Raw genomic sequence first — 15,502 nt, forward strand, 5'->3', positions numbered from 1 at the left:
CCAGGCTCACTTGAGCAGCGCTTCGATCTCGCTGGTCAGCTCTTCGGGCTTGGTCAGCGGAGCAAAACGCTTCACCACTTGGCCGTCTTTGCCAATCAGAAACTTGGTGAAATTCCACTTAACGCCCTGGCTGCCGAGCAGACCTGGTGCGCGCTTTTTCAGTTGCACGAACAACGGATGGGCGTCGGCGCCATTGACGTCGATCTTCTTGAACAGGGGAAAGCTCACGCCGAAGTTCAGCTCGCAGAACTCGGAGATGGCACCTTCGTTGCCCGGCTCTTGCTTGCCGAACTGGTTGCAGGGGAAACCGAGAATCACCAGGCCTTGATCCTTATAGGTCTGCCACAGCTCTTCCAGACCTTTGTATTGCGGAGTGAAGCCGCATTTGCTGGCGGTGTTCACCACCAGAACAGCCTTGCCGCCGAAGTCGGCCAGGGTTTTCTGCTCACCTTTGATGGTGGTAGCGGGAATGCTGAACAGGGTGTCGCTCATGGGTGCGGGCTCCGCGAAAGGGATAGGTCGAGCGACAAGATAGTTAACAATTGAATTGTGTGCAATTTAAATAAACACAACTCTCGGCCCTGTAGGAGCGGCTTTAGCCGCGATGCTCTTCGACGCACCGCGGCTTCGGAATGCCGCCCAGCCGCTCCTACAAATCAGCGCCCTACCTCGGCTCCAACTTCAACGAAGCCGAGTTGATGCAATAGCGCATCCCGGTAGGTGGCGGACCATCAGGAAACAGATGCCCAAGGTGCGCGTCGCACTTGGCGCAGGTCACTTCAATACGGTGCATGCCGTGGCTGAAGTCATCCTTGCTGGCGATCGCCGCGTTCGATGCTGGCTGGTAATAGCTCGGCCAGCCGGTGCCGGAATCGAACTTCGCTTCGGAGTCGAACAACGCCGCGCCGCAGCACGCGCAGTGATAGACGCCAGGGGTTTTATCGTCGTGGTATTTGCCGGTGAAGGCACGCTCGGTACCGCCCATGCGGCAAACGTGGAACTGCTCGTCCGAGAGCTCCTCGCGCCAGGCGTCCAGCGGTTTTTCAAGCTTGTCCATGGGGTCACCTCATTGGCTGAAAAAAGCCCGGCCTGTACCTTTTCCCAGGTTCGGGCCACACGTATGATTGCCGCACTTCAAGGTCCGGCAGACAGGTGTTTAGACGCCAGTCTGTCATCCGCGTTACAGGCTGCCAAGCCACGTTGCCCAGTCTCGGGTCAGCGCTTTACTCAGGACGCTCACATGCAGGTCAGCAAATCGAACAAGCTCGCCAACGTCTGCTATGACATTCGCGGGCCCGTGCTCAAGCACGCCAAACGCCTGGAAGAGGAAGGCCATCGCATCCTCAAGCTGAACATCGGCAACCCGGCGCCGTTCGGTTTTGAAGCACCGGAAGAAATTCTTCAGGACGTCATCCGCAACCTGCCCACCGCCCAAGGCTACAGCGACTCCAAAGGCCTGTTCAGCGCCCGCAAAGCAGTGATGCAGTACTACCAGCAGAAGCAAGTTGAAGGCGTTGGCATCGAAGATATCTACCTCGGCAACGGCGTGTCCGAGCTGATCGTGATGTCGATGCAAGCCTTGCTCAACAACGGCGATGAAGTGCTGATTCCCGCGCCCGACTACCCGCTGTGGACCGCCGCCGTGAGCCTGGCCGGTGGCAATCCGGTGCACTACCTGTGCGACGAGCAGGCCAACTGGTGGCCAGACCTGGACGACATCAAGGCCAAGATCACGCCGAACACCAAGGCCATGGTCATCATCAACCCGAACAACCCCACCGGCGCCGTGTACTCCAAAGAAGTGCTCGAAGGCATGGTCGAGCTGGCTCGCCAGCACAACCTGGTGCTGTTCTCCGATGAAATCTACGACAAGATTCTCTACGACGAGGCCGTGCACATCTCCACCGCCTCGCTCGCGCCGGACGTGCTGTGCCTGACCTTTAATGGCCTGTCGAAGTCGTACCGCGTCGCCGGCTTCCGCTCCGGTTGGGTGGCCATTTCCGGGCCAAAGCAAAAAGCCCAAAGCTACATCGAAGGCATCGACATCCTCGCCAACATGCGCCTGTGCGCCAACGTGCCGAGCCAACACGCGATCCAAACCGCGCTGGGCGGCTACCAAAGCATTAATGACTTGGTGTTGCCGCAAGGTCGGCTGTTGGAGCAACGCAATCGCACCTGGGAACTGCTCAACAGCATCCCCGGCGTCAGCTGCGTGAAGCCGATGGGCGCGCTGTATGCCTTCCCGAAAATCGATCCGAAAGTCTGCCCGATCCACAACGACGAGAAGTTCGTACTCGACTTGTTGCTCTCGGAAAAGCTGCTGGTGGTACAAGGCACCGCCTTTAACTGGCCATGGCCAGACCACTTCCGCGTGGTCACCCTGCCCCGTCTTGACGACCTCGACCAGGCCATCGGGCGCATTGGAAACTTCCTCAAAACCTACAGCCAATAAGCCGCCATGGACCTGCAAATCGACGACTTTTATAAAGATGCCGCAGCAGGCCTCCTGCTGCTGTACCAGGCCTTCCCGCGCAAGGTGGGCCTGTACGTCGAAGACCTGATCGGCCGCGAAGAAGCGGACGAATTCGGCCTGCCCAGCAAGCGTCATCAAGCGTGCCTCGGCGCCCTGCTGTGGCTGGCTGATGAAGGCTATTTGCGCTACGAGTCGACCATTCATTACGACGCGCTCGACCAGGCGGTGCTGAGCGAAAAAGGTTTCCTGCGACTGTCACGCGGCGTTCCCCATGCCGTGGCCGATGGCGATGCTTTGCCACCCAGTGTTCGCCGCGTGCACTCCACCCTCGCCCACCAACTGCGAGAGGCGTTGCAACAGCAGCACAGCGAGCGCATTGCACGCCTCACCCGCCTGCTGTTTACCAGCACGCTGACCGGCGCAAACGACACAGTTTGAAATAGTCGCCGAGTTGTATAGCGCGGGGGGCCGCCCTTATATACCCCGCACTAGTCGAACGTCTTAGCTCAAAGGAGAAGCCTTACACCATGATGCGCATTCTGTTGTTCATGGCCACCAACCTGGCGGTTCTGTTAATCGCCAGCATCACCCTCAAACTGCTCGGGGTGGACCGCTTCACTGGCCAGAATTACACCAGCCTGCTGGTCTTCTGCGCCGTGTTCGGTTTTGCCGGTTCCCTGGTCTCGTTGTTCCTGTCCAAATGGATGGCGAAGATGAGCACCGGCACTCAAATCATCAGCCAACCGCGCACCCGTCACGAACAGTGGCTGCTGCAAACCGTGGAAGAGCTGTCGCGCAACGCCGGTATCAAAATGCCGGAAGTGGGCATTTTCCCGGCGTACGAATCCAACGCCTTCGCCACCGGCTGGAACCGCAACGACGCTTTGGTCGCCGTTAGCCAGGGCCTGCTGGAGCGTTTCTCGCCAGATGAAGTGAAAGCCGTACTGGCCCACGAAATTGGCCACGTTGCCAACGGCGACATGGTGACCCTGGCACTGATTCAGGGCGTGGTGAACACCTTCGTCATGTTCTTCGCGCGGATCTTCGGCAACTTCGTCGACAAGGTTCTGCTCAAGAACGAAGAAGGCAACGGCATCGGTTTTTATATCGCCACGTTCTTCGCCGAAATGGTCTTGGGCATTCTGGCCAGCGTCATCGTTATGTGGTTCTCGCGTCGCCGGGAATTTCGCGCCGACGAAGCCGGTGCTCGCTTGGCCGGCACCAGCGCGATGATCGGCGCCCTGCAGCGTCTGCGCTCCGAACAGGGCGTGCCGGTGCACATGTCTGAGACCCTGACCGCGTTCGGTATCAACGGTGGCGTGAAAGGCGGCCTGAAAGCCCTGTTCATGACCCACCCGCCGCTGGAAGATCGCATCGCGGCCTTGCAAGCTCGCGGTTAATCGCCACGGCGCAAAAAAGGGCGGCTATAAGCCGCCCTTTTTTATCTCCGAAAACAAAGAAGGCCGATCTGAGATCGGCCTTCTTTTATTTCCCGCTTAACGCTTAGTTGGCGACGCTCAACTTCGCGCGATTCTTCTCCAGGGTTGCTGCGCCAATTCCCTTCACTTCCAGCAACTCGTCTACCGACGTAAACGGTCCGTTGGCGTCGCGATAGTCGATGATCGCTTTCGCCTTGACCTGACCAATACCGATGAGGTCTTGCTGCAACGTTTCCGCGTCGGCCGTATTCAGGTTGACGGTTCCCGCCTCAGGCGCTTTGAGCGGCTGAGAAGCAACAGGTTGGGTGGGCTCGGTTTTGACTGGCTCAGCGGCAAAGGTGCCGGCAGAGAACAACGTGAGGGTGGCAAACAGCAGAGAAGAGACGTATCCGATACGCATAATCAAGCTCCTTAAGTGGGTAACGCAGGGCGCGATACGCCCTGCGGTGGCCAACTTAGAGGCAGCCTCAGTGGAGTGTCAAATCACCCGGCGCGGGCGTTTCCAGGCGCTTTTTATGAATCAAATCAACGATTTCGCATTCTGGTAGGTAACCGCTAACGTGCTCGCGGAGCAATTCTCGCACTCGCTCATAATCGTCACGCTCGACCGCCAGAAAGATCGCATCCAACACGTCTTTGAAAACCACCCAGGGCAGGTGTTCTTCGTTGGCTCGCATGATCATCGAGTGCTCGGTTGGGCTGACGTTGTCGCCAATCAGCAGCTCTTCATACAGCTTTTCACCCGAGCGCAGGCCCGTGAACTCAATCTCGATGTCGCCGTGGGGATTGCCCTCATTGCGCACCGTCAGCCCGGACAAATGCACCATCTTTTCCGCCAGTTCGGCGATCTTCACCGGCGAGCCCATATCCAGCACAAACACGTCACCGCCCTGCCCCATTGAGCCCGCCTGAATAACCAACTGCGCGGCCTCGGGGATGGTCATGAAATAGCGGGTGATGTTGGGGTGGGTCACCGTGATGGGCCCGCCGCGTTTTATCTGCTCGCGGAATAATGGAATCACCGAGCCGGACGAGCCCAGCACATTGCCGAAACGAACCATGGTGAAACGCGTTCTGTTGGCCTGAGCGTTTTTCGAGCCCAGCAACACCGGCTGCTTTTCAGCACTGAGGGCCTGCAGTGTCATTTCCGCCAGGCGTTTGGTACTGCCCATCACATTGGTAGGACGCACCGCCTTGTCAGTGGAAATCAGCACAAAATGTTCCACGCCCGCCTGCATTGCCGCCTGGGCCGTTTGCAGCGTGCCGAACACATTGTTCAATACGCCCTCGGCCACGTTGTGCTCAACGATCGGCACATGTTTGTACGCCGCAGCGTGGTAAACCGTGTTCACGCTCCACGTACGCATCACGTCGAGCAAGCGCTCCGGACTGCGCACTGAGCCCAGAATCGGTATGAGCTTGATGCTCAATCCCTCGTGGCGAATACGCCCTTCAAGCTCGCTCTGGATGCTGTAAAGGTTGTACTCGCTGTGCTCAAACAGCACCAATGCCATGGGCGCGGAGACCAGAATCTGACGGCACAACTCCGACCCAATGGAACCACCCGCTCCGGTGACCATGACCACCTGATTGCGGATGCAGCGCTCAAACAAATCCGCGCGCGGCGGCACAGGGTCGCGTCCCAGCAGGTCGGCGATATCCACCTCCTGCAAGTCACTGACATTCACGCGCCCGCTGGCCAAGTCCATAAAGCCCGGCACTGTGCGCACATGCACCGGGTAGGCTTCCAATGCCGCCAAAATCTCGCGGCGCCGCGAACGTGACGCCGACGGAATCGCCAGCAGCACCTCTTGCGCGCCGGTTTCCTCGATCATCAACTGAATATTGCGCGAGGTGTAAACCTTGAGGCCGGCAACCACACGGTTGGCGATGCCCTCGTCGTCATCGATAAAAGCCACCGGGCGCATGCCCTTGCCCATGCGCAACGCCGCAACCAGCTGATTGCCCGCCGCACCGCCGCCATACACGGCGACTTTCGACAGGCCATCGTCCTGGCGCAGAAACGGCACGTGCTGCCCGGCCAGCAACCAATCGCCAAGGAAATACTGGCGCATGAACAAACGTAGGCCGCCGATCATCAGCAGGCTAAGCCACCAATAGTTGAAGACCAGCGAACGCGGAACCAAGACCTCGGCGCGATACAGGTAGATGTAAACGCCCAACACCAGCGCCGACAACGACACCGCCTTGAAGATCGCGACAAGCGCTTCGTTACCGAAATAACGCATCACCGCCCGGTACATACCGAGCCGAATAAAAACGGGGATGGCAATGATCGGTGCGATCAAGAACAACCACGCATAGTCACCGAACGGGTCGATTGGGCGCTCGATGCCCAGGCGCACGACAAAGGCCAGCCACAGGGACGCCCATACCAGCACGATGTCGGCCGCTATTTGCAAAAGGCGCTTGTAGCGACGCCGCAGCCCTACCAGGCGATCACGCATCGGAATATGTTTTTTTACTTCGCGACTCACCACGTTACGTCCGTCCCTGATCACTTGCGTCCATAGTATTCATTACTCTTGCTTCCCGGCATGGTAGCGAATCGCCAGATAGATTAACGGTGCGCTCGCCAGCGCAAAGCCCAGCACGCCATCCAGCGCGCCCGTGGTCACCAGAAGGGCCAATGGCAGCAACCAAGCCAGGTTAATCACCAGCACCGCCAGCGTGATGGGCAAGTGCCGACCATGAAGGCGCGCGGCGTATTGATACGCGTGACTGCGGTGCGCCTCGTACACTTTGTCGCCGCGAACCAGGCGTCGCAGCAGTGTCCAGGTGGCGTCGACAATGAATACCGCCATCAGAATCAGCCAAGCCCAAAACAACGGCGGCGATACCCAGGCGGCCTGCAGCGACAAAACGCCCAGCATCAACCCTAGAAAACCGCTACCGGCATCGCCCATGAAAATTTTTGCCGGCGGGAAATTCCAGTACAGGAAACCGGCGCTGGCGATGGCCAGCAGCAGCGGAATCAGCGCTTGGTCGGAGCGCCCTAGCACCGCATACAACAATGCCCCCGAGGCACACGTGGTGACCGCTTCCACCCCGGCGATGCCGTCGATGCCATCCATGAAATTGAATAGATTGAGCAGCCACACCAGGTAGAAAACCGCCAGGCCATGGCCGATCCAGCCGAGGTCGAAGGTGGCGCCAAACACCGTAAAGGGCGCCGCGCCACCGAGCCAGGCCAGGGCCCAGACGGCCCCACTGAAATGGGCAAGCAATCGCCAGCGCGCCGCGATGTGCCCGTGGTCGTCCAGAAAACCTACCAGTGCAATCAAACCACCGCCGCCGACCATGGCCCAAACCGCCGACCAACCGAGGCCGGCGAGCCACGCCAACAGTGGCAGCGCGACGAGAAAACTCAGCACTATCGCCACGCCGCCACCGCGTGGGGTCGGTTGGGTGTGGGAGCTTCGCGCGTTGGGAATATCCAATACGCTGGCGGCTAGGGCATAACGGCGAACCGCCCAGGTCAGTGACAACGAGGCGATAGCCACCACCACCAATACAACAGAAATATTCATCGGCTTTGGCTATCCAAAAAGCGCGTGGCGGTCAGCGCCAGGGCCTGCTCCACGGTTAACGGTGGAGTCCAATTCAACAGCGTACGGGTTTTTGCGATATCCACTTGCAGCGATCCGCACAGCCGACGGCCGATATCGTCACGCTCAAGAACCCGAGCCGCCATTTCAAGCCAAGCCTGAGGCACCGGCACGAGCCTGGCTGGACGTCGCAGCGCAACGCCCAACTGGCGCAGCAACTCAGACGTGGAAAGGTCGTCGCCATCACTGACCAGAAACCGTTGGCCCGCAGCAGCAGGATGATCCAGGCACACGCGCAGCAAGTCCGCCAAATTGCCCAAGGCGACCAAACTGCGCTGATTTCGGATTGCACCGAACGGCAACGGCACGCCCTTTTTGAGCCAATTCATCATGCTCAGAAAATTCGCGCGCACATCCGGGCCGTAAACCAAGGGCGGTCGAACCACCACCACTTCTAACCCTGTGTCACGGGCGAGCGCGAAAAGGCCCTCCTCGGCTTCCCATTTGGAAATGCCGTAGGGGTCGGTTGCGGTGGCAGGATCATCGGCACGGAAAGGCTGGCCCGGTCGGGTCATCTCGCCGTTCACTTTGATGGAGCTGAGGTAGATAAAGCGCCGAACGCCCGCCTCTACCGCTTGGCGAGCGAGCTGCAAGGTGCCGGCCACGTTAACGCGGCGAAACGCTTCCAACGGATCGTCGTTCTGCTCATGCATCACGTGCACGCGGGCCGCACAGTGAATCACCGCATCGATACCCGACAACGCCTCACGCCAGTCGCCTTGCGGACCGAGGTCAGGCGCATGGCACACCTGAAGCCGATCCGGAGTTGACGTAGGAAGCACGCGAAATGCCGCGCGAACCTGGTGAACGCCGTCAGCCAACAAGCGCTCCTGCACCGCGCGTCCCACAAAGCCGCTTGCTCCGGTTAATAAGACATTCATAACCAGGCTTAGTCTTTGCGCCACACGGTGCGGTTGATGTAATCGGTGTAACTGAGCACCACGCGCACAACCTGCAGCGACACCGGGCCGCCTTCATAATCGGCCACCACCGGAATCGCCCGACGCTCACGCGAATGCTGGCTGGTCACCACGCGCACGGCATCGAGCACCGAGTCGTGCTTGAGACCGCTCATGATCAGCGTGCCTTGGTCCATGCCCTCAGGACGCTCGTGGGCATTACGCAAGGTGACGGCCGGAAGATTCAGCAGCGAAGCTTCCTCAGTAATAGTGCCGCTGTCCGAGAGCACACAGAACGCGGACTGCTGAAGCTTGATGTAATCCAGCAAGCCGAACGGCTTCACAAAGCGAATCAACGGGTGATCCAGCGACTCACCCAGGGCTTCAAGGCGTTTGCGCGTGCGCGGGTGAGTCGAGACGATCAACGGGAAACCGTACTGATCAGCCAGGGCGCGCAAGCTGCCGAGCAGGTCTCGCAGGTTATCCGGCGTATCGACGTTTTCTTCACGATGGGCGCTGACGACAAAAAACTTGTCCTGCTCCAGACCGGTACGGGCCAGCACATCGGACTGGTCGATCTTGGGCTTGTAGTACTCCAGCACTTCCTGCATGTGCGAGCCGGTTTTGATGATGGTTTCCGGGCGAATGCCTTCGGCGATCAAATAGCGGCGCGCGTGCTCGGTGAGCACCATGTTGATGTCGCTGAGGTGATCCAGAACCTTACGGTTCAGCTCTTCCGGCACGCGCTGATCGAAACAGCGATTGCCCGCTTCCATGTGGAACACCGGAATCTTGCGACGCTTGGCGGCAATCACCGCCAAGCAGGTATTGGTGTCGCCGTAGAGCAGCAATGCATCAGGTTTTTCGAGTTCGAAGATGGCGTCGGATTTGGCGATCACCTCGGCGATGGTCTGAGCCGCTGTTTCGCCTGCCGCACCCAGAAAGTGGTCCGGCTTGCGAATTTCCAGGTCATCGAAAAAGACCTGGTTGAGTTCGTAATCGTAGTTCTGGCCGGAATGCACGAGCACATGCTGAACCTGCCGGTCCAACTCGGCGATCACCCGGCTCATTTTGATCAGCTCAGGGCGCGTGCCGACCAGGGTCATAACCTTAAGCATTGAGTTCGTCCTTGATGTAATCCAGTTTCAGCAGCAACGTCTTGATGCCCGCCACATCCAGGCGCTCGGTGTTATGCGAGGTGTAATCGTCCAGCTCGGAGATTCGCTGCTCGCCCTCGACGAAATACTTCTTGTAGTTCAGGTCGCGGTTATCAGCCGGAATGCGGTAGTAGCGGCCCATGTCTTCGGCCTTGGCCATTTCTTCGCGCGAAACCAGCGACTCGTACAGTTTTTCGCCGTGACGGGTGCCGATGACTTTGACGGTATTGGTTTTGCCGAACAGCTCTTTCAGCGCCTGGGCCAGATCACCCACCGTGGACGCCGGCGCCTTCTGGATAAACAGATCGCCTTGCTGACCGTGTTCGAAGGCGTGCAGCACCAAATCAACCGAGTCTTCGAGGGACATCAGGAATCGCGTCATGTCGGGGTCGGTAACGGTGAGCGGTTCGTCCGAACGCATCTGCTCCACAAACAGCGGGATAACCGAGCCGCGTGAGGCCATGACGTTGCCGTAACGCGTCGCGCAAATCACCGGGCCGTTCGCCGGGATCATGCGCGACTTGGCGACCATGAGTTTTTCCGCCATGGCCTTGGAAATACCCATGGCATTGATGGGGTAAACCGCTTTGTCGGTACTCAGCACCACGACCCTTTTCACGCCCGTGGCGATGGCCGCGTTCAGCACGTTCTCAGTGCCAAGGACGTTGGTGCGCACCGCTTCCATCGGGTAGAACTCGCACGAGGGCACTTGCTTCAGAGCGGCGGCGTGGAAGATGTAATCGACGCCTACCATGGCCTGGGCCAGGCTGTCGTAGTTGCGCACATCACCGATGTAGAACTTGACCTTGTCGTTGGCCAGGGCGATGCGCATGTCTTCCTGTTTTTTCTCGTCGCGGCTGAAAATCCGGATTTCGCGCACGTTGGTATTGAGAAACCGTTTGAGTACCGTGTGGCCGAAAGAACCCGTTCCCCCGGTAATCATCAACACCTTGTCGTCGAACATAAAACCTTCCAGAGCATGAGCGTGTCGCCAAACGAACACGCGAATAAACGATCAATACGGCCCCGCTCCCGACGCGTTAAATGCCGGGAGCGAGGCGCAACCTAAAATGAGTTAGCTGTCGGCGTGCATCACCCGAATAAGCTCGGGCCAAGCAGGTGCGACGTAGCCAGTGGCGGCGCTAAAGCGCGAACCATTTAGCGACCGGTCGATTACCAACGAATCGTCGGCGCGGATCTCAATCTGCTTTTCATACTGCGAGGCCACCAAACGCAGCAAATCCAGCTTGGCGATCGGCGCAGCGGCGACATGATACAAGCCGCTGAGCTGAGTGTGCGGAATAACAAAGTCTTTCATCACGCGCGCCAACTCGACGGTAGGCAGGCCGGAGAAAATCGCCCGCGAAAAACCTTTTACGCTGCCTTCCTGAGACAAGAACCAATCGATCAGCGCGTAGTTCGAGTTCAGTTCATGACCAATGATCGACGTGCGCAAAGTGACGGCATGCGGCATATCGGTCAGCTCACCGATGTACTTGGATTTGCCATAAAGGTCTTCAGCGTCTGAAACGTCACTCTCCAGATACCCGCCCTTGCTGCCCGAAAATACGCAATCAGTACTGACGTGGATAAGCCGCGCGCCGACCAGTTGGCACAGTTTCGCCAGGCGGTGCGGGAGCATGGCGTTGATAGGCAGCGCGGTCAGCGGGTCTTTGGCATCGGCCAACTGTTTGATCAGGCCGACGCAGTTGATCACCACATCCGGCTTGATGGCAGCCAGCGCCGCAACGAGCGAGTCCTGGTCGAGCACGTCGACACCTGTGCGCAGTCGCGCATGGCTCGCCTCGGGAAAGTGGCTACGGGCCGCCCCGCTACGCAGCGTGCCCCACACTTCGAACCGAGCATCTGCGTTGAACACCCGGAACACTGCATTACCGAGCATGCCGGTAACGCCCAATACTAAAACTCGAGCCATGACTTACTACCCTTTAAGTTTCAAACTTTGTAGAACGAACGCAAAACTCTGTCCAAGCAAAAAAGAATTAAAACATTCAATACAATCGAGCCAAACAGCATGTAACTCTGGATCGGAACATAACCAAAACTGGTGTAGCGAAATGCTATTACCTGCGCAATAAGCGCACAGAGAACCAGATTCTTGCCGCCCAATTTATAGACGAGAAACTCGAAAATCGAGGCCACGATGGAAAATGCGAAAACCGCGCAGACCAGAAATAAAATCGACCCCGGATAGTAGAGGAACGCGAGATAGCCCGGCAAGGAAACGAAATGCAGCGCATCGTTGCGGGAATTATCGTAGGGAGAGGCTATGAATTTTTGGTCATAGAACGCGTTGGCGCCCTCATCGAAGCGTTCCTGCAGAGCCTCACGAAAAACCGCCCAGCCTTTATCCGGAGCGCCTACGACCGACATCACCCCCTCAATACCCACCCAGCGGTCCAGAAAAAGCGCCGATGTCTGCTCCATAACAGCGTTCTTTCTCAGTTCCTCTGAGGCGCCCGCATAAAAGGCGTTCGCACGCAGATAGTTAACAGTGAGCACTGAAGCTGCAAAAAAGACTACAAACGCGATACCTACAAACGTCGTCAATCCTAGGCGCATGCGCGGTTCGCTTCGGCGGAACTGAGAGATCGCACCATAGAGCAGCGATGAGCCATTCAGAATCATGCCTCGGCTCCACAACGATATGTTGGACAGCGTGGTCTCCAGCAAGGCAATGGTGACGGCAATCCAATAACGGTCACGGTTCAGCTCAAACTCAAAGCGCAATAGCACCGCCGAAACCGATGCCATCCCGAACATCAGCAGCCAGGCATACACGCCATTCAAGCCGAACGGCAGGTTCACTTTCGCGACCAGCCCCCGCTGATAGATACCGAACCAGGCGTTCGAGACGCAAATGCCCAGCACGCCCAGCACAAACGCCACCAACACGAGCACACGGTGGCGCCGGTAAAACGCGTACAACCCTGTGTATGCGATATCCGGCAATGCGTTCGGATAACTGAAAAAAAGTTGACGGATAAAACGCGCAAGCAAAATCGCCGCGAGCGCAAAAGACACCGTTATCAACGTCTGATCTAAAGACGCCGGGGAGCCATCGAAGGCACCCACAGGAATGGCAAATTGCCCGTCAAAAAAAGCTGTCCGCACGCTGAACTTCAACCAGAAACCAATCCAGAGCAGCACGCCGATGAAACCATCGAAGAAAATCGCCTTCGGACCAAAACCAAAAAACAAAACCATCGAGGAGAGGGCTGTAAAAAGAAGATAAATCCAGGCATTACCTTGATATTCGGCTGTCGCAACAGCACCGATTACAGAAATACCCAGCATCACGAGCAACCATATTGTTCTTACAACAACGTTCCAGTTCATATCTATCCACGGTTACATTTATTAATTAATAGTTATAATTTTGCCTAAACAAACAGCGATGCCGCCCAAGCAATTTCGGCATTCACTGATGCGGTAGCTCGCGCGCCTCCACCTTTTTATCTACCTTAGGCAACGAGTTTAATGCTGTTAGTAAAACGCCCCAAAAGAAGAACGTGACAATGCCCGGATAAGGCTGACGCATCCCGACCTTGAATACATTGTCAACCAGCACCAGGAACAGCACGACACCTGCCACGCTCAATACATAGGGGCGCCGCCATAACATTGCGAAGTTCCGCAATACGGAATAAACGGTAAAGCCGATAAGCGCCAGAAAAGGCAGCAAGGCGACAAAGCCGAAGTTGTAGACCAGATCCAGATAATAGTTATGCGCGCTGGGGTACAACGTCCGATCAGGGGCTTGCATGTGTCCCAGCAAGAAGTTTTGCCCGTTTTCTACTACACCGCTTAGATAAAAACGTAAGTACGAGAGTCGTTCTACAGCATTAGCCGGAGCGTGTTCCCATGCACCTGCGCTGGATACGCCCAGCTTGGATTGGACAAACTCGGCCTTGATAATAAACAAGAAGCTCGCAAATGCACTTCCCAACGAGAGAACCACGAGGAACAACGACGTTTTAATATGGCGCTTCAACAGTACGTTACGCACGCAGAAGACCAAGAGCCCCGCAAACAGCAAGGCAGTGCCGAGCATTGAAGTTGACAACAGTGTATATATCGACATCGCCGCAGCGAGCAGCAGAAGCCAGGGCCGACGTTTATCGTTGTCAAAAAGCGAAAACAGTGCGACCAGAAACAAGGCCGCAAACATAACGGACACATACTGGAGATGCTGATAGATCTTAAAAACAAACACTGAAGACGAAAGTGTAAAGGCACCGCTGAGATAAGTGGCTAGCAGCTGCAATGAAACAAAGACCATTAGCGTCACAAAGATAACGTCTGGGATCGCCTTGGCGGCCCCCGCTCGCGCACTAAATTGTTGACCTAACACCAAGGCGAACATTGGCAGCATGAATTGCACGAGCAAGATGAACTTCGCGCCCTGATAGCTGCCCTCACTGCCGACTAACAGTGCGGTCGTCAGCAGCATGGAGATGAAAACAAAAAACAGGAAAGTGAGGGAAAGTCTGGCCTGGGAATATTTCCCTAGCAGTACGATGCCACCGTAACAAGCAAACACCGATATCGGGATAGGCAGGAGCGCCAAGCTGCCCCCGGAGCCGCCAAGCATGTCCGTCCTGTACAGTCCGGCGCTTAACTGAAAAAACACCGGAACAAACAGCAACATCGCCAACACAATCAGCACGCGGTGCTCATGCGCCTTGAACATTTTTATCTTCCCTAATAATCCTTCCCGTTCGCTCATGTAAAAGCCTAGGGAAAGTACAGCTCCAAATAGATACAGCGCCGCCAACGACGTTGGCCCGGCAATGTAATAGAAAAACGGAATGCTTGAAACCAGCAGCAAATTGGCAAGCATATCTGAACCGAAGACGTCGTCTCCCCCACTGCTCTGTAGGATCTCCAGACGAATTCGCTGCGCCAGTACCATCACCAGCCCGCCCAGGAGCGAACAGCCTACCGCGAGCCAGAACAACGGGCTTTTATTTGTCCATTGCAGCGACGTGGGCGCAATGCTCACAGCAACGATCAGCACGAGTCCTAACAGCGCGGAGCCAATCATGATCTTGCCAAACACCCGGTTAAGACGCCCACCGCCCATATTGTTGGTGCGGCGAACCATCGTCGGTCCAAGTGCTTGAGAAAAAACGGCGCCTAAAATTCCGCCCATTGCGAAACTGGCGAACAAATCACCGGTTTCTTCTTTGCCGGCAATTAACAGGATAAATAAGCGAAACACATACACCGATACGCCGATGATGGCCGTCGAGCCCACATGTGGCATCAACACTTTCACCGCGCCTACCAGACTTACCGTCCGAGCCAAGCAGCGTTTGGCCAATTGGGCATCAAAACTGCCGAATAGCGGCGAGATAGCCCAGATCAGCAGAACCGGAAACACCTCTAGCCCGCCGTGGACCAGGGCCAACAGCAGCAGTGCGCTCAGCGCGCCTTGCACCAGCGCGAACAGCGCGGCGGCGCGCCGGTGATGATGTAACTCCTGTTCACCGAGAAAGATCTCAGCCACCCATTCGCACGCCCGGCGCAACACGAGGAGTAAAACAAACCCCCAGCTCAAGGCGACAACGCCGATGCTTAATACAAAAGCCAACACCGCGAGGGGCACGAGCATGATCAAGCGCAGACGAAGAATCTGCGCCGCGTTTATCTTCCCCGACTCGCCCAATATCAGGCTTCGGGCATTGCCCGAAAAGGCATAAAACATGGCCACGGTAGCGCCATGAATCAGACCAAAATCAGCAGCCAGCTCCGGCTTGCCAAACACACTCAAGCCAATCATCACCAACATCATGGCAAACGTATTGGCCATGAAGGCGAATGGAAACACGATCAGGCTCATACGCTCGCTGCTCGGCTTGGCCCGAGAAAACGGCGGAGC

At 57.1% G+C, this 15,502-nt stretch carries 14 protein-coding genes; 3 read left to right on the plus strand and 11 right to left on the minus strand.

Going from position 1 to position 15,502, the window contains the following annotated elements:
- Positions 1 to 6 precede the first annotated feature (6 nt).
- Positions 7 to 492: a glutathione peroxidase gene (locus ACZZZU_RS05045; protein WP_122497943.1), complete on the minus strand. Its 486-nt coding sequence runs from the start codon at positions 490 to 492 to the stop codon at positions 7 to 9.
- Between the two features lie 172 nt (positions 493 to 664).
- On the minus strand, positions 665 to 1,057 hold the full coding sequence (msrB, locus tag ACZZZU_RS05050) for a peptide-methionine (R)-S-oxide reductase MsrB (RefSeq protein WP_122453283.1): 393 nt from the start codon (positions 1,055 to 1,057) through the stop codon (positions 665 to 667).
- A gap of 183 nt (positions 1,058 to 1,240) precedes the next feature.
- On the opposite strand from msrB, the gene ACZZZU_RS05055 reads away from it, so the two are divergent.
- The 3 genes from ACZZZU_RS05055 (at position 1,241) to htpX (ending at position 3,873) form a co-directional block, all read left to right on the plus strand.
- On the plus strand, positions 1,241 to 2,452 hold the full coding sequence (locus ACZZZU_RS05055) for a pyridoxal phosphate-dependent aminotransferase (protein WP_122497941.1): 1,212 nt from the start codon (positions 1,241 to 1,243) through the stop codon (positions 2,450 to 2,452).
- Between the two features lie 6 nt (positions 2,453 to 2,458).
- Positions 2,459 to 2,911: a hypothetical protein gene (locus ACZZZU_RS05060; RefSeq protein WP_122497939.1), complete on the plus strand. Its 453-nt coding sequence runs from the start codon at positions 2,459 to 2,461 to the stop codon at positions 2,909 to 2,911.
- A gap of 89 nt (positions 2,912 to 3,000) precedes the next feature.
- Complete coding sequence (gene htpX, locus ACZZZU_RS05065; protein ID WP_122497937.1) at positions 3,001 to 3,873, plus strand: protease HtpX; 873 nt, start codon at positions 3,001 to 3,003, stop codon at positions 3,871 to 3,873.
- A 103-nt stretch (positions 3,874 to 3,976) separates the two neighbouring features.
- Here htpX and ACZZZU_RS05070 read toward each other — a convergent pair whose 3' ends face one another.
- The 9 genes from ACZZZU_RS05070 to ACZZZU_RS05110 all read right to left on the minus strand — a co-directional run bounded on the left by ACZZZU_RS05070 (position 3,977) and on the right by ACZZZU_RS05110 (position 15,463).
- Positions 3,977 to 4,312, minus strand: coding sequence for a ComEA family DNA-binding protein (locus ACZZZU_RS05070; protein ID WP_122497935.1), 336 nt, complete (start codon positions 4,310 to 4,312; stop codon positions 3,977 to 3,979).
- Positions 4,313 to 4,379: 67 nt separating this feature from the next.
- On the minus strand, positions 4,380 to 6,380 hold the full coding sequence (locus tag ACZZZU_RS05075; protein ID WP_463552106.1) for a polysaccharide biosynthesis protein: 2,001 nt from the start codon (positions 6,378 to 6,380) through the stop codon (positions 4,380 to 4,382).
- A gap of 72 nt (positions 6,381 to 6,452) precedes the next feature.
- Positions 6,453 to 7,463, minus strand: a complete 1,011-nt coding sequence (locus tag ACZZZU_RS05080; RefSeq protein WP_463549947.1) for an MraY family glycosyltransferase — start codon at positions 7,461 to 7,463, stop codon at positions 6,453 to 6,455.
- A complete protein-coding gene (locus tag ACZZZU_RS05085; RefSeq protein WP_463549948.1) occupies positions 7,460 to 8,422 on the minus strand; it encodes a UDP-glucose 4-epimerase family protein in 963 nt (320 codons plus the stop codon). The genes ACZZZU_RS05080 and ACZZZU_RS05085 overlap by 4 nt, the downstream gene beginning before the upstream one ends.
- An 8-nt stretch (positions 8,423 to 8,430) precedes the next feature.
- Positions 8,431 to 9,558 (minus strand): non-hydrolyzing UDP-N-acetylglucosamine 2-epimerase, encoded by a 1,128-nt coding sequence (wecB, locus tag ACZZZU_RS05090; RefSeq protein WP_463549949.1) that lies wholly within the window; start codon positions 9,556 to 9,558, stop codon positions 8,431 to 8,433.
- Positions 9,551 to 10,561: a polysaccharide biosynthesis protein gene (locus ACZZZU_RS05095; protein WP_122497927.1), complete on the minus strand. Its 1,011-nt coding sequence runs from the start codon at positions 10,559 to 10,561 to the stop codon at positions 9,551 to 9,553. Before ACZZZU_RS05095 ends, wecB begins: the two co-directional genes overlap by 8 nt.
- 111 nt (positions 10,562 to 10,672) lie before the next feature.
- A complete protein-coding gene (locus ACZZZU_RS05100) occupies positions 10,673 to 11,533 on the minus strand; it encodes a dTDP-4-dehydrorhamnose reductase family protein (protein ID WP_463549950.1) in 861 nt (286 codons plus the stop codon).
- Between the two features lie 20 nt (positions 11,534 to 11,553).
- Positions 11,554 to 12,957 carry a hypothetical protein gene (locus ACZZZU_RS05105; protein ID WP_463549951.1) on the minus strand — a complete coding sequence of 468 codons (1,404 nt, stop codon included), beginning with the start codon at positions 12,955 to 12,957 and terminating at the stop codon, positions 11,554 to 11,556.
- Between the two features lie 82 nt (positions 12,958 to 13,039).
- Entirely contained in the window at positions 13,040 to 15,463 is a 2,424-nt protein-coding gene (locus tag ACZZZU_RS05110; protein WP_463549952.1) for a hypothetical protein, read from the minus strand.
- Between the last annotated feature and the right edge of the window lie 39 nt (positions 15,464 to 15,502).

The sequence above is a fragment of the Pseudomonas sp. AC136 genome, assembly GCF_979258585.1.